This is a genomic window from Micromonospora globbae, from assembly GCF_036184225.1.
GTDB lineage: Bacteria > Actinomycetota > Actinomycetes > Mycobacteriales > Micromonosporaceae > Micromonospora > Micromonospora globbae.
Genome location: NZ_CP108084.1, coordinates 6,370,857 through 6,390,466 on the forward strand (window position 1 = coordinate 6,370,857; position 19,610 = coordinate 6,390,466).

Sequence of the window (19,610 nt, forward strand, 5' to 3'; positions counted from 1 at the left end):
CGGTCAGCTGATGCCGGCCTCGGTGCACAGCTTGGCGTACGCCTCGGTGCAGACCTCTTCCTTCGTGACGTACCCGTCGGCGATGACGTCCTTGACGTTCTCCTTGTAGATCGCCTTCGGGGTCAGCAGCACGGCCGGGACGTCCCGGCCGCCCTCCGGGTCCTTGACCGTCTGGCCGGTCTCCTTCCGCTGACCCTTGGCCAGCGCGATCGCCAGGTCGGAGGCGGCCTTCGCCTCCTCGCGGACCGCCTTGTAGACGGTCATGCACTGGTCGCCGGCGAGGATGTTCTGCAGGCCCTCGGGGGTGGCGTCCTGGCCGGTGACGGGGACCCTGCCGTTGAGCTTGTTCTTCTTCAGGATCGAGATGGCGGCGTTGCCCAGGCCGTCGTTCGCGGCCAGCACGCCGTCGATCTTGCCGCCGGTCTTGGTGAGCTGCTGCTCGAAGATCGTGGCGGCCTGGGCGTTGTCCCAGTCCGGCACGGAGTCGTCGGCGACCTTCGTGTACTCCTTGGCGTCGAACTTCGGCTTGAGCACCGAGTCGTACCCGTTCTTGAACAGGGTCGCGTTGTTGTCGGTGGGCGAGCCGTTGAGGTAGGCGATCGACGGGTTCTTCACGCCCTTGTCGGTGAGGCACTTGACGAGACCCTCGCCCTGGAGCTTGCCGACGGCCTCGTTGTCGAAGCTCACGTAGTACTCGGCGGAGCCGCCGAGGGTGAGCCGGTCGTAGTCGATGGTGGCGACACCCTGGGACTTCGCCTTGTCGAGCACGGCCTTGCCGGTGCCGGAGTCCAGGTTGACGATCATCAGCACGGTGACGCCGCTGGTGATCATCTGGTCGGCGATCGTCTGGAACTGGGTCTTGTCGTTCTGCGCGTTCTGGATGTCGTACTGGACGCCGGCGGCCTTGAAGGCCTCCTCGAGGAACTTGCGGTCGGCGCCCTCCCAGCGGGCCGAGGACTTGCTGTCGGGGAGGATCACGCCGATCTTCGGCGTCTGCTCGGAGCCGGCCTGGTCGTTCCCGCCGGAGTTGTCGCCACAGGCGGCCATGCTGCCCGTCGCCAGCAGGCCCACGGTGGCGAAGGTGAGGAGCCCCTTACGCATGTGCAGGGTCCTTTCGGGGTGGGGGACGGTGTCGGTACTTTTGTTGTGCCCGGCAACGTATTCGGCTGTGAGTCCCGACACAAGGGCACGGAGGGGCTGAGTTGGCGGGGGCCAGTAACAATTCAGCAACGCGCCGGACCTCGACGGCAGCCAGGCGTGGGAGCGCTTCCCCGCGCCCGGGCCGGCAGCGGGTCAGCGCGCGGCGATCGGTGCGGTGCGCGCGTCGGTGAGCGCCACGAGGTCGGCCGGGGCGAGCTGGAGCTGCAGCCCCCGGCGGCCGGCCGAGACGTAGATCGTCGGGAACTCCAGCGCGGACGCGTCGAGCACCGTGGGCAGGCGCTTGCGCTGGCCGAGAGGGCTGATCCCGCCCCGGACGTACCCGGTGGCCCGCTCGGCGACGGCCCGGTCGGCGAGCGTCGCCCGCTTCCCACCGACGGCCGCGGCGAGCGCCTTCAGGTCGAGCTCGCCGGTGACCGGCACCACCGCCACCGTGAGCGTGCCGTCGACCTCGGTGACCAGCGACTTGAACACCCGCTCCGGCGGTACGCCGAGCGCCGCCGCCACCAGCGCGCCGTAGTTCGGGGCGTCGGGGCTCACGTCGTACGGGTGGGTGCTGTGCGCGATCTTCCGCTTCGTCAGCAGTGCCGTCGCCGGCGTTCCCTGTCCCGCCACGCCCGACAACCTAACCCGCCCGGCACACGAGCACGGTGGGTGCCCCCGCCACGCGCGTGAGCACGAGGCTGGCAGCCTTGTCGCCGGCCAACCGCAGATCCCGCCGGAGCTGCTCGGGGGTGAGCGCCGAGCCGCGCTTGAGGATCTCGACCCGGCCCACGCCCCGCTCCCGCAGCAGCGCGCGCAGCCGCTTCAACGAGAACGGGAGCACGTCGGTGACCTCCAGGCGCCGGGCGTACGGGCTCTCGGCCGGGGTGTCGGCGTACAGGTAGGCGATGGCCGGGTCGGCGAGGGTCGCGCCCAGGTCGTCGGCGAGTTCGGCCACGAGGTGCGCGCGGACCACCGCCGGATCGGGGTCGTACAGGTAGCGGCGCACCGGCCCGACGGCCGCCTCCCGGTCGCCCGCGCCGGTGAGCTGGTGGCGGCGCTCCCCGTCCGCGCTCGTCCGGGTGGCCCGGCGCGGGACCTCGGCGAGCCGTCCGCACCAGAGGGTCGCCTCGACGAGGTCGCCGTCGACGCTGACCCACTCGGCCTCGGCGCCGGCCGGGATCAGCCCGTGGTCGATCCCGGGGGCCACCTTCACCACCGTCCGCGGCACCCGCTCGGCGAGCCCCGTCACGAAGTCCCAGGGCGGGGAGTAGGCGGACGGGTCGAAGATCCGGCGCCCGGTGCCGGTGGCCCGCCGGGCCGGGTCGCAGAAGACGGCGTCCACGCGGTCCACGTCGAAGGCGGTCGCGTCGCCACACTCCACCGTGAACAGGTCGGCCAGCCCCGCCGCCTCGGCGTTCGCCGCGGCCATGGCGGCGGTCAGCGGGTCGGCCTCCACCCCGTACACCCGGATGCCGGCGCGGGCCGCGGCGAGCGCGTCGGCGCCCAGCCCGCAGCCCAGGTCGGCCAGGGTCCGCACCCCGGCGGCCCGCAGCCGCTCGGCGCGCCGGGCGGCGACCACGCCGCGGGTCGCCTGTTCGAGGCCGGCGCGGGTGAGGAACATCCCGGCGGCGGCGGGCCCGAACTTGGCCGCCGCCCGGCGACGCAGCTCGACCTGGGTCAGCGCCGCCGCCGCGAGCGCGGCCGGCACCCCGGCGGCGCGCAGGGCGGACGCCGCGGCCAGCGGGTCGCCGTCGGCCACCCGGGCCGCCGCGTCGAGCGCGTTCACCCCCTCGGGCGTACGCAGGGCGGCGAGCTGGTCGAGGTCCACCCGCCCATTCTCCGGGCCCGCCGGCCGGGGTCAGCGTCGGCCGGGGGTGGCGGCGACGAAGGCCCGCCAGCTCGCCGGGGTGAAGGTGAGGACCGGGCCGGTCCGGTCCTTGCTGTCGCGGACGGCGACCACGCCGGGCAGGTTGTCGGCGACCTCGACGCAGGCGCCGCCGTTGCTGTTGCTGCGGGATGACTTGCGCCAGGCGGCGCGGCTCAGGTCCATGTCTTCGCCACTTCCTCGATGAGCCGGGCGGACTGCCTGCGTGGCAGCGCCTCACCCGTCACACTCTCCCAGCGCCGCCCCAGGGCGGCAACGTCGTTAGGGGCGTCCACCGTCTGGCCCCGGAGCTGGTTGTCGAGGTGCGCCAGCTCGGCGCCGCCGTCGAGCCGGGCCAGGATGAAGGGGCCATTGAGCCCGGCGTGCCAGGGGGCTGCGGCCGGTACGACCCGGACGTGCACGTTCGGCTCGGCGCCGACGGCCAGCAGGTGCGCCATCTGGTCGCGCATGACGCTCCGGTCACCGACCTGCCGGCGCAGCGCCTGCTCCTCCAGCACGGCGACGAGCTGCGGTCGCGGATCGCCGGTGAGCAGGGACTGCCGGGCCAGCCGGGCGACCACCCGCGCCTCGATCTCCTCGGCGGTCAGCTCCCCGCCCACGCCCAGCATCGCCCGGGCGTACCCCTCGGTCTGGAGCAGGCCCGGCACCACTGCCGGGTCATACCAGCGCAGCGCGGTGGCCTCCCGCTCAATCTCCTCCCACGGGCGGAACCAGTCCGGCGCGGCGTGGAAGCGGATCAGCTCCAGCATGGCGACGAAGAGGCCGCCGGTGTCCAGCGCGGCGTCGACCCGGGCCAGGTAGTCCGGGTTGACCGGGCGGTCGCCCGTCTCGATCGCGCTCACCTGCGACGACGAGTAGTTGATCAGTCTGCCCAGTTCCTCCTGGCTAAGGCCGCGCCCCTGGCGGGCACGGCGGAGCTGGCTCCGCAGGAACGTCACTGTCGGTATCTGGCTCACTCCAACCCCTTCGCGCGGCGGTACGGGGCCGGAACGTAGGCGGTGCGTCACGGTGTGGCGACGGGTCCCCGGCGTGTCGCGGTGACGTGTGGCGGAACTGTGGCGACACGAGGGCCCGGCGCGTTGGCACTCTCCTTGACGGAGTGCTAGCCACGGCATAACCTGCGATTAGCACTCTCAACCCGAGGGTGCCAGCTTCCGGGTCCGCTGACCCGGGCGCTGAACGCCAGGCGGACCGGCACCCGCGACGACGGCCCCGCCCGGTGGCATGTGGCAGATTGACGCTGGTCGGCCCTGCCGGCCGGCACAGAAACCAGTACCCCAGGAGGGTATGCCCGTGACTACCGCGACCAAGGTTGCGATCAAGCCGCTCGAGGACCGGATCCTGGTCCAGGCGAACGAGGCTGAGACCACCACGGCGTCGGGCATCGTGATCCCCGACACCGCCAAGGAGAAGCCGCAGGAGGGCACCGTCCTCGCTGTCGGCCCGGGCCGGATCGACGACAAGGGCAACCGGATCCCGGTTGACGTCAAGGTCGGCGACACCGTCATCTACTCGAAGTACGGCGGCACCGAGGTCAAGTACGCCGGCGAGGAGTACCTGGTGCTCTCCGCCCGCGACGTCCTCGCGGTCATCGAGAAGTAAGCAACCGATCAGTGTCGTTGCCCCGGTCCGGCTCGCCGGGCCGGGGCACCGCCGCTTGAAGGGACATTCATGGCGAAGATCCTGAGCTTCTCGGACGACGCCCGACACCTGCTCGAGCACGGTGTCAACGCCCTCGCGGACGCGGTGAAGGTCACCCTCGGCCCGCGCGGGCGCAACGTCGTCCTGGACAAGAAGTTTGGTGCGCCCACGATCACCAACGATGGTGTGACCATCGCCAAGGAGATCGAGCTCACCAACCCGTACGAGAACCTCGGCGCGCAGCTGGTCAAGGAGGTGGCGACCAAGACCAACGACGTCGCCGGCGACGGGACCACCACCGCCACCGTGCTGGCCCAGGCGATGGTCCGTGAGGGCCTGCGCAACGTGGCGGCCGGCGCCAACCCGACCGGCCTCAAGCGGGGCATCGACGCGGCGGCCGGCAAGGTCTCCGAGGCCCTGCTGGGCCGTGCCGTCGAGGTGGCCGGCCGGGAGTCCATCGCGCACGTCGCGACGGTCTCCGCGCAGGACGCCACCATCGGCGACATGATCGCCGAGGCGATGGAGAAGGTCGGCCGCGACGGCGTCATCACCGTCGAGGAGGGCTCCACCCTCGCCACCGAGCTGGAGGTCACCGAGGGTCTCCAGTTCGACAAGGGCTTCATCTCGCCGAACTTCGTCACCGACGCGGAGGCGCAGGAGGCGGTCCTGGAGGACCCGTACATCCTGATCACCACGCAGAAGATCTCGGCGATCGAGGAGCTGCTGCCGCTGCTGGAGAAGATCCTGCAGAACAGCAAGCCGCTGCTCATCATCGCCGAGGACGTCGAGGGCCAGGCCCTGGCCACCCTGGTGGTCAACTCGCTGCGCAAGACCCTGAAGGTCTGCGCGGTCAAGGCCCCCGGCTTCGGCGACCGCCGCAAGGCGATGCTGCAGGACATGGCGATCCTCACCGGCGCGGAGCTCATCGCTCCCGAGCTGGGCTACAAGCTCGACCAGGTCGGCCTGGAGGTGCTGGGCTCGGCCCGCCGGGTCGTCGTCGACAAGGACACCACGACGATCGTCGACGGCGGCGGCAAGTCCTCCGACGTCGCCGACCGGGTCGCCCAGATCCGCAAGGAGATCGAGGCGTCCGACTCGGAGTGGGACCGGGAGAAGCTCTCCGAGCGGCTCGCGAAGCTCTCCGGCGGTGTCGCGGTCATCAAGGTGGGCGCGGCTACCGAGGTCGAGATGAAGGAGCGCAAGCACCGCATCGAGGACGCCATCGCCGCGACCAAGGCCGCGGTCGAGGAGGGCACGGTGCCCGGTGGCGGCGCCGCGCTGGCGCAGATCCTGCCGGTGCTCGCCGACGACCTCGGCTTCACCGGTGACGAGAAGGTCGGCGTCTCGATCGTGCGCAAGGCGCTGGTCGAGCCGCTGCGCTGGATCGCCCAGAACGCCGGCCACGACGGCTACGTGGTGGTGCAGAAGGTCGTCGACGCCGAGTGGGGCACCGGCCTGAACGCCGCCACCGGCGAGTACGTCGACCTGGCCAAGGCCGGCATCCTGGACCCGGTGAAGGTCACCCGCAACGCGGTCGCCAACGCCGCCTCCATCGCCGGTCTGCTGCTCACCACGGAGAGCCTCGTGGTGGAGAAGCCGGCCGAGCCGGAGCCGGCCGCCGCCGGTGGGCACGGCCACTCGCACGGCCACGGCCACCAGCACGGCCCGGGCTTCTGACCCACGTCGTACGCCCGGTCGGGGCACACCGCCGTCAGGCGGTGTGCCCCGACGCGTTTCCGGGTGTCCACGGAACGCGGGTCGCCGCGGTGCTTACCGAACGCTGACGTCGCTACCGGTCGGCCCGGTCGATCGGAAACACTGGGCCGATGAGCACCACCACCCGCCGGTACGCCGCCCTGGCCGGGATCACCGCCGCGGCGGTGGCCATCGGCGTCGCCGAAGCCGTGGCCGTCCTGACCGGCCCCCGGTCCGCGCCGCTGGTGGCGGTCGGCGGCGTGGTCGTCGACCGGGTTCCGGAGCCGCTCAAGCAGGTCGCCATCGACCTCTTCGGCACGTACGACAAGGCCGCCCTGCTGGTCGGCACCGGCGTGCTGCTGGCCGCCTTCGCGGCGCTGCTCGGCGCCCTGTCCGTACGCCGGCTCGCGGTCGGCCTCGCCGGCATCGCGGGTTTCACAGCGCTCGGGGTGGCCGCCGCCCTGACCCGGGCCGGCGCCGACGTGGCGGACGCGCTGCCGTCCCTGATCGGCGGAGGGCTGGGGGCGGTCGTGCTCTGGGCCTTCGTCGCCGGGCCGCTGGAGCTGGACCCGTGGCCCTGGACCCCGCCCACCCCGCCGCCCACCCCGCCGGCCTCCTCGGCCGTGTCGACCTCGCCGGCCTCCTCGGCCGTGTCGACCTCGCCGGGCGGCTCCGCCGGGCCGGGCGGGTCGGGCGGCGCCGCCGGGCCGGGGGGCAGCTCTGGCGTCCCGTCCCCCAGGGTGCCGCAGGTGGACTCCGCGTCCTGTCGAGCTGCCCCAGAAATGGGGCGCCCCATTTCCGGGGCAGCTCGACAGGACGCCACCGACATACCCGAGCCAGGATCGCCGAGCGGCGCCAGGACCGCCCGGCCCGTGACGCCTGCCGGGCCCGCGCCTGCCGGGCCCGCGCCTGCCGGGCCCGCGCCTGCCGGGGTGCCGCTGGAGAGCAGCGACCCGGAGTCCCGGCGGCGCTTCCTGACCGGGGCCGGGACCCTGCTCGGCGTCGCCGCGGTGGCCGGCCTCGGCGGGCGTTGGCTGGCGGGCCGGCGCGGGGTGTCCGCGGCCCGGGAGGCGGTGGTCCTGCCCGCCCCGGCGTCACCCGCGCCCGCGGTGCCGGCCGGGGCCGACCTGTCGCTGACCCAGCTCGCCCCCTACGTCACGTCGAACTTCGGCTTCTACCGGATCGACACGGCCCTCGTGGTGCCGCAGGTCGACCCGGACACCTGGCGGCTGCGCATCCACGGCCGGGTCCGCAACCCGATGACGCTGAGCTTCGCCGACCTGCTCGCCCGGCCGATGGTCGAGCGGTACATCACGCTCGCCTGCGTCTCGAACGAGGTCGGCGGGGATCTCGTCGGCAACGCCCGGTGGCTGGGCGTGCCGATCCGCGACCTGCTGGACGAGGCCGAGCCGGAGGAGGGCGCCGACCAGGTGGTCGGGCGGTCGGTCGACGGCTGGACCTGCGGCACCCCGACCGCCGTGCTGCGCGACGGGCGGGACGCGCTGCTGGCGGTCGGGATGAACGGCGAACCGCTGCCGGTCGAGCACGGCTTCCCGGTCCGGATGGTGGTGCCCGGCCTGTACGGCTACGTGTCGGCCTGCAAGTGGGTGACCGAGCTGGAGTTGACGAGCTTCGCGGACTTCGACGCGTACTGGGTGCCGCGGGGGTGGTCGGCGCAGGGGCCGATCAAGACCCAGTCGCGGATCGACGTGCCCCGGGCGCGCAACCGGTTGACCGCCGGCCCCGTGACGGTGGCCGGGGTGGCGTGGGCGCAGCACCGCGGGATCCGCCGCGTCGAGGTACGCGTCGACGACGGACCCTGGCGGGAGGCGGAACTGGCCCCCGCCGTGTCGGTGGACACCTGGGTGCAGTGGTCGTGGCGCTGGGAGGCCACGCCGGGGGAGCACCGGCTCCAGGTGCGGGCCACCGACGCCACCGGCGACACGCAGACCGAGTGGCGGCAGGACGTGGTCCCCGACGGCGCCACCGGCTGGCACGAGGTACGAGTAAAAGTCCGCTGACCCGCCCCGCCCCCCTCCCGTCCGCGCCCCCCGCGCCCGTCCCCCCGCCGTCCCCCCCCGGAACATGGGTTGATCATGAGGTTGGCGGGCGATCGGGAGATCGAAAAGGCCGCCAACCTCATGATCAACGGGGTAGAGGGGGACGGGACCGGGGGACGGTCAGGCTACGTTTCGTTGGGCTGGGACCGTTGCCTTGTGGGGTCGGCCGAGCCGGGCTTCCAGCCGGGCCACGTCGACCCGGGTGTGGCGCCGGTCGGCCAGGTCCTCCCAGCCGATGGCGAGCAGCCGCAGCCGCTCGGACTCGCTGAAGCCACCCCACACGCCGTACGGCTCCCGGACCGAGAGGGCGTGCGCGGCGCACTCGGCCCGCACGGGGCAGGTACGGCAGACCGCCTTCGCTCCGGACTCCCGGCGCAGCCGGGAGGAGCCCCGCTCGCCGTCGGGGTGGAAGAACTGGGCGCTGTCCCGGCCTCGGCAGGCGCCGAGCCGCTGCCAGTCCCAGAGATCGACGATGGGTCCGGGCAGTCTACGTACGTTCGACATCAGCACCCCTCCTCCCGCGCGGCACCGCGAGATACTCATGGCCGGCCTCCGGGCGGCGGGCCGCACAGGCGCACCGATCCCGGCCTGGATCTCCCGGTACCCGGGTGCCGCGCGACTCACACGTGTGTGATCCAAAACCTCTGACGACTTGCGGCATATGCCCCATCTGTCGGAAAAGTTCGGAGGATTGCCGGGAACCTCCTCCCCGAGCGACCCCGTCGTGGTCTGCTCGTTGGCGGAGAGGAGACCACAGTGCGTACCGTTCTTGTGTGCGTCCGGACACCGCTCGCGGCGCAACATCTCACCTCCGCGGCGGCCCGGCTCGGACTGTCCGCGGTCGTCCGTACCGCCGTCTCCGATCCCGAGGTGATGCTGCGCCTCGCCGAGCGGCAACCGGACGTCGTACTCGCCGACACCGCGCTCACCCGCCCGGACAGCGCCGGCTTCGTCCGCCGGGTGCTGGCCCGCGCGCCGCAGGCCGCCGTGCTGCTGTTCGGGGCCGAGGAGTCCGAGGCGGCCGCGGCGACCATCAACGCCGGCGCCCGCGGGCTGATCCAGGGCGCCGACCACGACCTCACGAGCGCCGTCGCCAAGGCGCTGCTGCTGCTCTCGGCGCCCGGCCGGGCGGCCCGCCACCGGGTCACCGACCCGGCCCGCGACACCGCGGCGGTCGGCGGCCCGGCCCGCTCGACGCCGCCCGGCCGCAGCGGCGGGGACCCCGGTCCGGGCTGGTCCGCCGGCCCCGCCGAGGGACCGGGCGGCGCGCCGGCGGTGGTGCCGGTGCAGCGCGGCGACGACGGGGCCGAGGGCAACGGCGGCGAGCCGGAGGGTACGCCGCCCGACGGGCAGCGGCCGGCGGCGAACGTACGCGCCGCGCGGGCGTCGGTGGGGCTGACGGAGCGGGAACTCCAAGTGCTGCTCGGCATGGCCGAGGGCAAGAGCAACGCCGAGATCGGGCGGGAGCTGTTCGTCTCCGAGGACACCGTCAAGACGCACGCCCGCCGGCTCTTCCGCAAGCTGGGCGCGCGGGACCGGGCGCACGCCGTGGCCGCCGGCTTCCGGGCCGGACTGGTGGCCTGACCGAGGGTCCGCCGGGATCGGGCCGTCGCCTTCGACCCGGACACCGCCGGCACGAGCGAACGGTCAGGAGCGCTCGGCGGACTCCTCCTCGTCGCCGCCGTCGGTCAGCGTGTCGTGCACACCGTCCGCGTAGCCCCGGGCGTACTCCCAGGTGACGTAGTGGTCCGGATCCGGGTCGTACGCCGGCTCGTGCACCCGTGGCCGGCCGGAGCTGAGCAGGTGCCGGAGGTTGCCCCGGAGCAGGTCCCAGTCGAAGTAGTGCGGCTCGCGGCAGTCCTCGCACTCGATCACCAGCCCGCGGACCCCCACGGGAGCCAGCAGGGCCTGGTAGATCTCCAGGTCGGCGAGGTCCTCCAGCACGTCCTGCCGCTCGACGTCGGTCAGCGGGTCCAGCTGTGCGTCGCCCGGGTCGTGCAGCCCCGCCGCCGGGTCGGCCGGGTCGCCGTTGAACGGGTCGATGGGCTCGTCGTGCACCCCCTCACCGTAGACCGAAGACCGCGCTCACGCCCGCCCCGCACGCGCGCCGACCGGCCCGGCGCGACGAGGGGCCGCCCACCTGCACGGGTACGATGGGAGGACGCGCCGCGTGCGGCGTTCCTCCGGTGCCCGCCGCGCCACCTCGCCGAAGCCCGTTCGACCAGCTCAGGGGAGCAATCGTGGAAATTTCGCCCAGCACCGATCTTCCGGCCGGCGCCGATCACGGCGAGCTGGGCGGCCACCTGCCGGAACTGCCGGCCGGTTCGGCCCGGGTGGTGCCGCTCGGCCTCACCTTCGACGACGTGCTCCTCCAGCCCGGCGAGTCGGACGTGGTGCCGAGCCGCGTGAACACCGTCACGCGGATGACCCGCAACGTCACCCTCTCCGTACCACTGCTGTCCAGCGCCATGGACACGGTGACCGAGGCCCGGATGGCGATCGCCATGGCCCGCCAGGGCGGCATCGGCGTGCTGCACCGCAACCTCTCGGTGGAGGACCAGGCGCTCCAGGTCGACCTGGTGAAGCGCTCCGAGTCCGGCATGATCACCAACCCGGTGACCGCCAGCCCGGAGGACACGCTGCGCGACGTCGACGCACTCTGCGGCCGCTACCGGATCTCCGGCGTCCCGGTGGTCGACGGCGACGGCCAGCTCGTGGGCATCGTGACCAACCGGGACATGCGGTTCGTCTCCGACCCGTCCACCCCGGTCCGCGAGATCATGACGCGGGCCCCGCTGATCACCGCGCCGGTCGGGGTGAGCAAGGACGAGGCGCTCACGCTGCTGCGCCAGCACAAGATCGAGAAGCTGCCGATCGTCGACGGCTCGGGCCGGTTGCGCGGCCTCATCACGGTGAAGGACTTCACCAAGAGCGAGCAGTACCCGAACGCCACCAAGGACGAGGCCGGCCGGCTCCGCGTCGCCGCCGCGATCGGTGTGGGCGAGGACGCGTACAAGCGCGCCCGGACGCTGGTCGACGCGGGCGTGGACGTGCTCGTCGTGGACACCGCGCACGGCCACCAGCGGGCCGTGCTGGACATGGTCCGCCGGCTCAAGAAGGACGTGGCCGTCGACGTGGTCGGCGGCAACATCGCCACGTACGCGGGCGCGAAGGCCCTCGTCGACGCGGGCGCCGACGGCGTGAAGGTCGGTGTCGGCCCGGGCGCCATCTGCACCACCCGGATCGTGGCCGGCGTCGGTGTGCCGCAGATCACCGCGATCATGGAGGCGGCCCGGGCCGCCCGTCCGGCCGGCGTGCCGGTGATCGGCGACGGCGGCATCCAGTACTCGGGCGACATCGCGAAGGCCCTCGTCGCCGGCGCCGACACGGTGATGCTCGGCAGCCTGCTGGCCGGCTGCGAGGAGAGCCCCGGCGAGCTGATCTTCGTGAACGGCAAGCAGTACAAGGCGTACCGGGGGATGGGCTCGCTCGGCGCCATGCAGTCCCGCGGGCAGGCCAAGTCGTACTCGAAGGACCGCTACTTCCAGCAGGACGTGACCAGCGACGAGAAGCTGGTCCCCGAGGGCGTCGAGGGCCAGGTGCCGTACCGGGGGCCGCTGTCCCGGGTCGCCCACCAGCTCGTCGGCGGCCTGCGGCTCGCGATGGGGTACGCCGGCGCGGAGAGCATCCCCGAGCTCCACGAGCGCGGCCAGCTGATCCGGATCACCGCGGCCGGGCTCAAGGAGAGCCACCCGCACGACATCCAGATGACCGTCGAGGCGCCCAACTACCACACCCGGTGACCCCCCCACCACCACCCCCGACACCAGCAGGAGTGAGCCATGCGTGACGTGGTCGAGATCGGGTTGGGCAAGACCGCGCAACGCGGCTACCACCTGGACGACATCGCGATCGTGCCGAGCCGCCGGACCAGGGACGTCGACGACGTCTCCACGGCCTGGCAGCTCGACGCGTACCAGTTCGGCATCCCGTGCGTCGGGCACCCCTCCGACGCCACGATGAGCCCGGCCTCCGCCGTGCGGCTGGGGCAGCTCGGCGGTCTCGGCGTCCTCAACGTCGAGGGGCTGTGGACCCGCTACGAGAACCCCACGAAGGTGCTGGAGGAACTGGCCGGGCTCGACGAGGACGCCCGCGCCACCAAGCGACTCCAGGAGGTGTACGCCGAGCCGATCCGCCCCGACCTCATCGCCGAGCGGGTGCGCGAGCTGCGGGCCGGCGGCGGCACCGTGGCCGTGCGGGTCTCCCCGCAGCACACCCTGGCGCTCGCCCCGGTGATCCTCGACGCCGGCGTGGACATCCTGGTCATCCAGGGCACGATCGTCTCCGCCGAGCACGTCTCGACCACCGACGAGCCGCTGAACCTCAAGGAGTTCATCGCCGACCTCGACCTGCCGGTCATCGTGGGCGGCTGCACCGACTACAAGACGGCGCTGCACCTCATGCGGACGGGCGCGGCCGGCGTCATCGTCGGCATCGGCGGCGACGACTGGTCGACCACCGAGTCGGTGCTCGGCATCCGGGTGCCGATGGCCACCGCCATCGCCGACGCCGCGGCGGCCCGCCGGGACTACCTGGACGAGACCGGCGGCCGGTACGTGCACCTGATCGCCGACGGCGACATCCGGACCTCCGGCGACATCGCGAAGGCGCTGGGCTGCGGTGCGGACGCCGTGATGCTCGGCGAGCCGCTCTCCCGGTGCACCGAGGCGCCCGCCGGCGGGGCCTGGTGGCACTCGGCGGCCAGCCACCCGTCGCTGCCCCGAGGCGCGTTCTCCGTCGCCAGCGAGCCGCTCGGCTCGATGGAGCAGGTCCTCTCCGGCCCGGCCGACGAGCCGGACGGCCAGCTGAACCTGTTCGGCGGGCTGCGCCGCGCGATGGCCAAGTGCGGCTACCGCGACCTCAAGGAGTTCCAGAAGGTCGGCCTGGTCCTGGACCGCTGACCTGCGCGAACCCGCCGTACCGCACCGGCCGCGCCGATAGGCTCGGCCGGTGCGACGTATCTACCGGCCCGTGCTCGCCGCCGCGTTGGTGGTGGTGCTCGCGGCCAGCGGGTGCACCCGGTCCGATGAGGACCACGCGTTCCGGCCGGGCGGCGCGGACGCGGGCGACCCGTACGTGCCGGGGCGCGGCAACGGCGGGTACGACGTGGCGCACTACGCCCTCGACGTGCGGTACGACCCGGCGAGCGACCGGCTGACCGGGAACGCCACGGTGACCGCCACCGCCACCCAGGGACTGTCCCGGTTCAACCTGGACCTCGCGGGGTTGGACGTCGCGCGGGTGACCGTCGACGGCGCCGCCGCCGCGCACCGGCGGACCGGGGAGGAACTGGTCGTCACCCCGGCCCGCGGGCTGCCGCGGGGCGCCCGCTTCACCGTCGAGGTGGCGTACGCCGGGGTGCCGGCCGCCGTCGCCGGCGGCGCCCTGGGTTCCGGCGGCTTCCTCCACACCGACGACGGCGCGATCGCCCTCGGCCAGCCGGACTCGGCGGCGACCTGGTTCCCGGTCAACGACCACCCCTCGGACAAGGCCACCTACGACATCGCCGTCACCGTCCCGGATGGCCTGGCGGCGCTCAGCAACGGAGTTCCCGGGCCGCGAAGCAGCGCCGACGGGTGGACCACCTGGCGGTGGAGCGAGCGCGCACCGATGGCCAGCTACCTGACCACGTTGGTGATCGGCGACTACCGGGTCAGCACGGGCACGCACGCGGGCCGGCCCATGGTCACCGCGGTGCCCGCGGGCGAGCCGGCCACCGGGCCCGCCGCCGTCTCGCTCGCCCGCACCGGCGCGATCGCCGACTTCCTGGCCAGCCGCTTCGGGCCGTACCCCTTCGACTCGTACGGGGGGATCGCGGTCGCCGACGAGCGGATCGGGTACGCGCTGGAGACCCAGTCCCGACCCGTGTACGGGCCGGGGTTCTTCGCCGACGGCCGGCCCAACCCGACGGTGGTGGCGCACGAACTGGCCCACCAGTGGTTCGGGGACAGCGTCTCGCTGCACCGGTGGAGCGACATCTGGCTCAACGAGGGCTTCGCCACGTACGCCGAATGGCTCTGGGAGGAACACGACGGCGGGCGGAGCGTGCAGCGCCAGTTCGAGGCGCAGTACGCGACCACCGACTGGTCGCAGCCCTCCGTGGACCCGGGCCGGGACGGCATGTTCGGCAACGCCGTCTACCGGCGCGGCGCGCTGGCCGTGCACGCCCTGCGCCGCACCGTCGGCGACGACGCGTTCTTCCGCATCCTTCGCGAGTGGACGGCGCAGCGGCGGGGCGGCAACGGCACGACCGCCGACCTGGTCGCCCTCGCCGAGCGGATCTCCGGCCGGCAGGTGCGGCCGGTCCTCGACGCCTGGCTCGTCGGCGCCAGCCCACCGGCCCTGCCGTGACGGGCCCGTGATGGTCGCTCGGTAGGCTGCCGCGGACGGACCGGGCGAGGCGCCGGTGCGCTCGACCGGCGCGCCGGGCGGGCGCGCGGCCCGTCGGCGACAGCGGGAGGGCGAGGCGATGAGGCAGCCACGGCGGTCTCTGGGTGCGGGTGTCGGTCTGCTGCTGGTCGGGGGACTGCTCGCCGCGTGCGGCTCGGCGCCCGACGACACCGGCGCCGATCCCGTGGTCGGCACGTCGTCGCCGGCCGAGCGGCGTTTCACCCCCGGTGCGGCGGGCGCGGGCGACCCGTACTTCCCCAGCTACGGCAACGGCGGCTACGACGTCGACCGCTACACCGTCAAGGTGCGGTACGACCCGGCGAAGGACCGGCTCACCGGCACCACCACCGTGCACGCCTCCGCGACCAGCGACCTGTCCGCGTTCAACCTGGACCTCGCGGGACTGACCGTGCGCTCGGTGACCGTCGACGGCGCCGCCGCGAAGCACGCCCGCAAGGGCGACGAGCTGGTGGTCACGCCGGCCCGCGGCCTCATCGCGGGCAACGGCTTCGTCGCCGAGATCGCGTACGAGGGTGAGCCCGAGCCGCTGGCGAACGAGGCGCTCGGCGAGGGCGGCTTCATCCACACCTCGGACGGCGCGATCGCGCTCGGCCAGCCCGAGTCCGCGAGCACCTGGTTCCCGGTCAACGACCACCCGTCGGACAAGGCCACGTACGACTTCGAGATCACCGTCCCGGAGGGACTGACGGCGGTCAGCAACGGGGTGCCGGGCGGAAAGTCGAGCGCGGACGGCTGGACCACCTGGAAGTGGTCCGAGCGGGCGCCCATGGCCAGCTACCTGAGCTTCGTGATGATCGGCGAGCTGCGCGTGACCACGGGGAAGCACAAGGGGCGGCCCGTCTACAGCGCGATCGACGCCGACGTGCCCGAGGGTGCGGCGGACGAGTCGATCGAGGACACCGTGGAGGTCGCCGACTACCTGGAGACCGTCTTCGGGCCGTACCCGTTCGAGGCGTACGGCGGGGTGGTGGTCTCCGACAGCCGGATCCGGTACGCGCTGGAGACGCAGTCCCGGCCGGTCTACTCGGTGAGCTTCTTCCGGCAGGGCGTCAACACGGAGGTGGTGGCGCACGAGCTCGCGCACCAGTGGTTCGGCGACAGCGTCTCGCTGAACCGGTGGGGCGACATCTGGCTCAACGAGGGCCTCGCCACGTACGCCGAGTGGCTCTGGACCGAGCACCGGGGCGGCCGGAGCGCCGAGGAGTCGTTCATCGACCGGTACCACGGATCGTCCACCCAGCTCTGGCGTACGCCGCCGGGCCGGCCGGGCGTGGAGAACCTGTTCAGCAACTCCGTCTACCAGCGGGGCGGGATGACCGTGCACGCCCTGCGGGTGGCCGTCGGCGACGACGCGTTCTTCAAGATCCTGAAGACCTGGGCGGCGGAGAAGCGCAACGGCAACGGCACCACGGCCGAGTTCGTGGCGCTCGCCGAGCGCGTCTCGGGCAAGAAGCTCGACGCCCTGTTCGACGCCTGGCTCTACGGCACCGAACGCCCCGCCGAGCCCAAACCCCTGTAACCCCGCGCGCCCCCGCCCCTCTTCCCCCGCGATCTTGCACTTTGTGCCCCGGCATTCCGGGCAAAAGCCACGAAACAGGGGCCGAAACTGCAAGATCGCGGGGGAGAGGGGGCGGGGGCGCGAGGAGGGGAGCGCGGGGGTTAGGTTTTGACTTTCAGGGTTGGGTGTTTTGTCAGGTAGGCGTCGGCGCGGCCGGCGCGTAGTTCGGTGAGGAAGCGGCGGCCGACCGTGGTCAGCTGCTCGCCCCGGTAGGAGCCGCCCGAGCCCACCGACGAGCCGGGCAGGCCGACCAGCACGAACCTGTCGGCGGGCAGGCCGCCCAGGGCGTACGCGAACTCGACAAGCCGCCGCCCGCCCCCGGCGTAGACGAGCGTGTCGCCGAGGGCGTCGACGACCTGCTGCACCTGGTCCGGGTCGCGGGCCAACCCCTGGTCGAGGATCTTCCGCGCCAGCGCCCGGATCAGCTGCTGCTGATGGCGTTGCCGGCTGTAGTCACCGCCCGGGATGTAGCGCTGCCGGGCGTAGTCCAGCGCCTGCCAGCCGGTCAGGTGGCGCCGGCCCTTCTCGTACACCATCTGCGGCCCCGTGTAGCCGCCGGGCGCGCTCGCCCGGTGCCGGCCGTCGGGCTGCCGGTGCCGCGAGACGACCCGCTGGTCGACGTAGATGTCGACCCCGCCGAGGCTGTCGACCAGCCGGTCGAAGCCGTTGAAGGTGAGCACCGCCCCGGCGTCGATCCGCAGCCCCGTGTAGCCGCTCACCGTGCTCCGCAGCAGCTCGTACCCCTGGGCGGTGTCCGGCTGCTTCGGGCGGCCGGGCACCCTGCTGCCGTAGCTCATGGCGTGGGTGAGCTTGGTGCGCCCGCCCCGGTAGCCCGCCTTCGGGAAGGCCGGGATGTCGACCACCAGGTCGCGGGGGAGGGAGAAGAGGTACGCCCTGCCCAGCCCGCGCGGCACGTGCAGGACGAGCACGGCGTCGGCGTGCGGCTCCCAGCCGGGGACGCTGACCCGGGTGTCCACGCCCACCAGCAGCAGGTTGAGCGGCCCGGTGATGTCGGCTCCCGGGGGCGGTGGCGGCGGGCTCGGTGTCGTGCTGGGCGAGGCCGGTGTGGACGGACCGGGCGTGAGCACGGGCGTCGCCCCGCGGTCCGTACGCGGTCCACCCACCAGTCGCGTGGCCACGACGCCGCCCGCCACGACGAGCACGACGGCCGCCAGCAGCGCCACGAGCAGCAACCGGCGGCGCGGCACGGCCGAACCGAGGACCATCTGGCCACCCCCTCCACCGTGGGACGACGGGTGCCTCCGGTTGCCTCCGGTGGCGCCGGTACGGCCCGGTGCTGTGGATGATCGCGCGAAACTGACCCTGGCGCGACAGCTACCGACCGGTAATGATGCGGTGATGCGGTACGACGTGCTCGTCATCGGGTCGGGCTTCGGCGGTAGCGTCACCGCGCTCCGCCTGGCCGAGAAGGGCTACTCGGTCGGGGTCCTCGAAGCCGGCCGGCGTTTCGCCGACGACGAGTTCCCCGAGACGTCGTGGCGGGTGCGGCGGTTCCTCTGGGCGCCGAAGCTCGGCTGCTACGGCATCCAGCGGATCACGCTGTTGCGGGCGGCCGACCGGCGCGCGGGCGGCGGGGTGCTGGTGCTCTCCGGCGCGGGGGTGGGCGGCGGCTCGCTGGTCTACGCCAACACGCTCTACGAGCCCCTGCCCGCGTTCTACACCGACCCGCAGTGGCGGGACATCACCGACTGGCGCGACGAGCTGGCCCGCCACTACGACCAGGCCAAGCGGATGCTCGGCGTCACCACGTACCCGGTGGACACCGGCGCGGACCGGGTGATGCGGGCGGTGGCCGAGCGGATGGGCGTCGGCCACACCGTGCACGCCACCCCGGTCGGCGTGCACATCGGTCGCCCCGGCGAGCGGGTGGCCGACCCGTACTTCGGCGGCGCCGGCCCCGAGCGCACCGGCTGCACGCACTGCGGTTCGTGCATGACGGGCTGCCGGCACGGGGCGAAGAACACGCTGGTGAAGAACTACCTCTGGCTGGCCGAGCGGCTGGGGGCCCGGGTGCATCCGCTCACCACGGTGACCGCCGTGCGCCCGCATCCCGAGGGCGGCTACGAGGTGCACACCGTACGCACGGGCGCGTGGCTGCGCCGGCGGCGGCAGGTCTTCCGGGCCGACCAGGTCGTGTTCGCCGCGGGCGCGCTCGGCACCCAGCGGCTGCTGCACGAGATGAAGGCGACCGGAGCGCTGCCCGCGCTCTCGCCCCGGCTCGGGGAGCTGACCCGGACCAACTCGGAGGCGATCCTCGGCGCGTCGGTGCCCCGCCGGCAGGCCCGGGCCGCGGGACTCGACTTCACCGAGGGTGTGGCCATCACCAGCTCGTTCCACCCCGACCCGCAGACCCACATCGAGCCGGTGCGCTACGGGCGGGGCTCCAACGCCATGGGCCTGCTCCAGTCGCTGCTGGTCGAGGGCGGGCCGCACCGCGTCCGGCGCTGGTTCGGCACGCTGCTGCGCCAGCCCGGTCTCGCCGCGCGGATGGTGTCCGTACGCGGGTGGTCCGAGCGGACGGTCATCGCCCTGATCATGCAGTCGGCCGACAACTCCCTCACCACCCGGTGGCACCGGGGGCCGCTGCGCCGGCGGCTGGTCAGCGGTCCCGGGCACGGCACACCGAACCCGACCTGGATCCCCGCCGGCCACACCGCGGCCCGGCTGCTCGCCGAGGAGATCGGTGGTACGCCGGGCGGCGCGATGACCGAGCCGTTCGACATCCCGATGACCGCGCACATCCTCGGCGGGGCGGTGATCGGCGCCACCCCCGACGACGGGGTGATCGACCCGTACCACCGGGTCTTCGGCCACCCCGGCCTGCACGTCGTGGACGGGGCGGCCGTCTCGGCGAACCTCGGGGTGAACCCGTCGCTGACGATCACCGCGCAGGCCGAGCGGGCCATGTCGTTCTGGCCCAACAAGGGTGAGGAGGATCCCCGGCCGCCGCTGGGCTCCCCGTACCGGCGGCTGGCCCCGGTGCCGCCCCGCAACCCGGCCGTGCCCGTCGGCGCCCCCGCCGCCCTGCGGTGACAGGACCCCTACCCGGTGCCCGCCGTGGAGCGCGGGCCCCCTGTTAACAGGCTCACCCCGCCCACGGCACGGGGCGCGGCCGGCGGGGCCGTGACAGTCGGTA

Annotated in this window: 17 protein-coding genes; 9 read left to right on the forward strand and 8 right to left on the reverse strand. The window is 73.4% G+C overall.

The window, feature by feature from the left end; all coding sequences use genetic code 11:
• Nucleotides 1-3: 3 nt before the first annotated feature.
• The 5 genes from OG994_RS29235 to OG994_RS29255 all read right to left on the reverse strand — a co-directional run bounded on the left by OG994_RS29235 (nucleotide 4) and on the right by OG994_RS29255 (nucleotide 3,984).
• Nucleotides 4-1,101 (reverse strand): sugar ABC transporter substrate-binding protein, encoded by a 1,098-nt coding sequence (locus OG994_RS29235; protein ID WP_120330585.1) that lies wholly within the window; start codon nucleotides 1,099-1,101, stop codon nucleotides 4-6.
• 192 nt (nucleotides 1,102-1,293) lie between these two features.
• Nucleotides 1,294-1,773 (reverse strand): Cys-tRNA(Pro) deacylase, encoded by a 480-nt coding sequence (ybaK, locus tag OG994_RS29240; RefSeq protein WP_328851607.1) that lies wholly within the window; start codon nucleotides 1,771-1,773, stop codon nucleotides 1,294-1,296.
• A gap of 10 nt (nucleotides 1,774-1,783) precedes the next feature.
• Nucleotides 1,784-2,971 carry a THUMP-like domain-containing protein gene (locus tag OG994_RS29245; RefSeq protein WP_328851608.1) on the reverse strand — a complete coding sequence of 396 codons (1,188 nt, stop codon included), beginning with the start codon at nucleotides 2,969-2,971 and terminating at the stop codon, nucleotides 1,784-1,786.
• Nucleotides 2,972-3,001: 30 nt separating this feature from the next.
• Nucleotides 3,002-3,193 carry a DUF397 domain-containing protein gene (locus tag OG994_RS29250; RefSeq protein ID WP_328851609.1) on the reverse strand — a complete coding sequence of 64 codons (192 nt, stop codon included), beginning with the start codon at nucleotides 3,191-3,193 and terminating at the stop codon, nucleotides 3,002-3,004.
• A complete protein-coding gene (locus OG994_RS29255) occupies nucleotides 3,184-3,984 on the reverse strand; it encodes a helix-turn-helix domain-containing protein (RefSeq protein WP_328851610.1) in 801 nt (266 codons plus the stop codon). The genes OG994_RS29250 and OG994_RS29255 overlap by 10 nt, the downstream gene beginning before the upstream one ends.
• 331 nt (nucleotides 3,985-4,315) lie before the next feature.
• On the opposite strand from OG994_RS29255, the gene groES reads away from it, so the two are divergent.
• The 3 genes from groES to OG994_RS29275 all read left to right on the forward strand — a co-directional run bounded on the left by groES (nucleotide 4,316) and on the right by OG994_RS29275 (nucleotide 8,385).
• The gene (gene groES / locus OG994_RS29260; protein WP_109802944.1) at nucleotides 4,316-4,630 is read left to right on the forward strand and encodes a co-chaperone GroES; all 315 of its coding nucleotides are present in this window, start codon (nucleotides 4,316-4,318) and stop codon (nucleotides 4,628-4,630) included.
• 69 nt (nucleotides 4,631-4,699) lie between these two features.
• On the forward strand, nucleotides 4,700-6,346 hold the full coding sequence (gene groL, locus OG994_RS29265; protein ID WP_328851611.1) for a chaperonin GroEL: 1,647 nt from the start codon (nucleotides 4,700-4,702) through the stop codon (nucleotides 6,344-6,346).
• A gap of 443 nt (nucleotides 6,347-6,789) precedes the next feature.
• On the forward strand, nucleotides 6,790-8,385 hold the full coding sequence (locus OG994_RS29275; RefSeq protein ID WP_407942621.1) for a molybdopterin-dependent oxidoreductase: 1,596 nt from the start codon (nucleotides 6,790-6,792) through the stop codon (nucleotides 8,383-8,385).
• A 159-nt stretch (nucleotides 8,386-8,544) separates the two neighbouring features.
• Here the strand turns inward: OG994_RS29275 and OG994_RS29280 are convergent, their stop codons facing one another.
• Nucleotides 8,545-8,928 carry a WhiB family transcriptional regulator gene (locus tag OG994_RS29280; RefSeq protein WP_120329113.1) on the reverse strand — a complete coding sequence of 128 codons (384 nt, stop codon included), beginning with the start codon at nucleotides 8,926-8,928 and terminating at the stop codon, nucleotides 8,545-8,547.
• Between the two features lie 252 nt (nucleotides 8,929-9,180).
• Here OG994_RS29280 and OG994_RS29285 point away from each other — a divergent pair, with 252 nt between their 5' ends.
• On the forward strand, nucleotides 9,181-10,008 hold the full coding sequence (locus OG994_RS29285) for a response regulator transcription factor (RefSeq protein ID WP_120328916.1): 828 nt from the start codon (nucleotides 9,181-9,183) through the stop codon (nucleotides 10,006-10,008).
• A gap of 63 nt (nucleotides 10,009-10,071) precedes the next feature.
• On the opposite strand, the gene OG994_RS29290 is transcribed toward OG994_RS29285, so the two are convergent.
• Nucleotides 10,072-10,482, reverse strand: a complete 411-nt coding sequence (locus tag OG994_RS29290; RefSeq protein WP_120328917.1) for a DUF5319 domain-containing protein — start codon at nucleotides 10,480-10,482, stop codon at nucleotides 10,072-10,074.
• Nucleotides 10,483-10,664: 182 nt separating this feature from the next.
• Between OG994_RS29290 and guaB the strand changes: the two genes are divergently transcribed.
• The 4 genes from guaB (at nucleotide 10,665) to OG994_RS29310 (ending at nucleotide 16,414) form a co-directional block, all read left to right on the forward strand.
• Nucleotides 10,665-12,227, forward strand: coding sequence for an IMP dehydrogenase (gene guaB, locus OG994_RS29295; RefSeq protein ID WP_120328918.1), 1,563 nt, complete (start codon nucleotides 10,665-10,667; stop codon nucleotides 12,225-12,227).
• 39 nt (nucleotides 12,228-12,266) lie between these two features.
• Nucleotides 12,267-13,385, forward strand: a complete 1,119-nt coding sequence (locus OG994_RS29300) for a GuaB3 family IMP dehydrogenase-related protein (RefSeq protein ID WP_120328919.1) — start codon at nucleotides 12,267-12,269, stop codon at nucleotides 13,383-13,385.
• Between the two features lie 49 nt (nucleotides 13,386-13,434).
• Entirely contained in the window at nucleotides 13,435-14,835 is a 1,401-nt protein-coding gene (locus tag OG994_RS29305; RefSeq protein WP_328851612.1) for a M1 family metallopeptidase, read from the forward strand.
• A 118-nt stretch (nucleotides 14,836-14,953) separates the two neighbouring features.
• Nucleotides 14,954-16,414: a M1 family metallopeptidase gene (locus tag OG994_RS29310; RefSeq protein ID WP_328851613.1), complete on the forward strand. Its 1,461-nt coding sequence runs from the start codon at nucleotides 14,954-14,956 to the stop codon at nucleotides 16,412-16,414.
• A gap of 140 nt (nucleotides 16,415-16,554) precedes the next feature.
• Here OG994_RS29310 and OG994_RS29315 read toward each other — a convergent pair whose 3' ends face one another.
• Nucleotides 16,555-17,679, reverse strand: a complete 1,125-nt coding sequence (locus OG994_RS29315) for an LCP family protein (RefSeq protein WP_192902153.1) — start codon at nucleotides 17,677-17,679, stop codon at nucleotides 16,555-16,557.
• 133 nt (nucleotides 17,680-17,812) lie between these two features.
• Here OG994_RS29315 and OG994_RS29320 point away from each other — a divergent pair, with 133 nt between their 5' ends.
• Nucleotides 17,813-19,507, forward strand: a complete 1,695-nt coding sequence (locus OG994_RS29320; RefSeq protein ID WP_328851614.1) for a GMC family oxidoreductase — start codon at nucleotides 17,813-17,815, stop codon at nucleotides 19,505-19,507.
• The last annotated feature ends 103 nt before the right edge of the window (nucleotides 19,508-19,610 follow it).

Excerpts from the sequence above, each read along its gene's own strand:
- OG994_RS29235 (WP_120330585.1), bottom strand. The coding sequence starts at position 1,101 with ATGCGTAAGGGGCTCCTCACCTTCGCCACCGTGGGCCTGCTGGCGACG.
- OG994_RS29250 (WP_328851609.1), bottom strand. The coding sequence starts at position 3,193 with ATGGACCTGAGCCGCGCCGCCTGGCGCAAGTCATCCCGCAGCAACAGC.
- groES (WP_109802944.1), top strand. The coding sequence starts at position 4,316 with ATGCCCGTGACTACCGCGACCAAGGTTGCGATCAAGCCGCTCGAGGAC.
- groL (WP_328851611.1), top strand. The coding sequence starts at position 4,700 with ATGGCGAAGATCCTGAGCTTCTCGGACGACGCCCGACACCTGCTCGAG.
- OG994_RS29280 (WP_120329113.1), bottom strand. The coding sequence starts at position 8,928 with ATGTCGAACGTACGTAGACTGCCCGGACCCATCGTCGATCTCTGGGAC.
- OG994_RS29300 (WP_120328919.1), top strand. The coding sequence starts at position 12,267 with ATGCGTGACGTGGTCGAGATCGGGTTGGGCAAGACCGCGCAACGCGGC.
- OG994_RS29310 (WP_328851613.1), top strand. The coding sequence starts at position 14,954 with ATGAGGCAGCCACGGCGGTCTCTGGGTGCGGGTGTCGGTCTGCTGCTG.
- OG994_RS29315 (WP_192902153.1), bottom strand. The coding sequence starts at position 17,679 with ATGGTCCTCGGTTCGGCCGTGCCGCGCCGCCGGTTGCTGCTCGTGGCG.
- OG994_RS29320 (WP_328851614.1), top strand. The coding sequence starts at position 17,813 with ATGCGGTACGACGTGCTCGTCATCGGGTCGGGCTTCGGCGGTAGCGTC.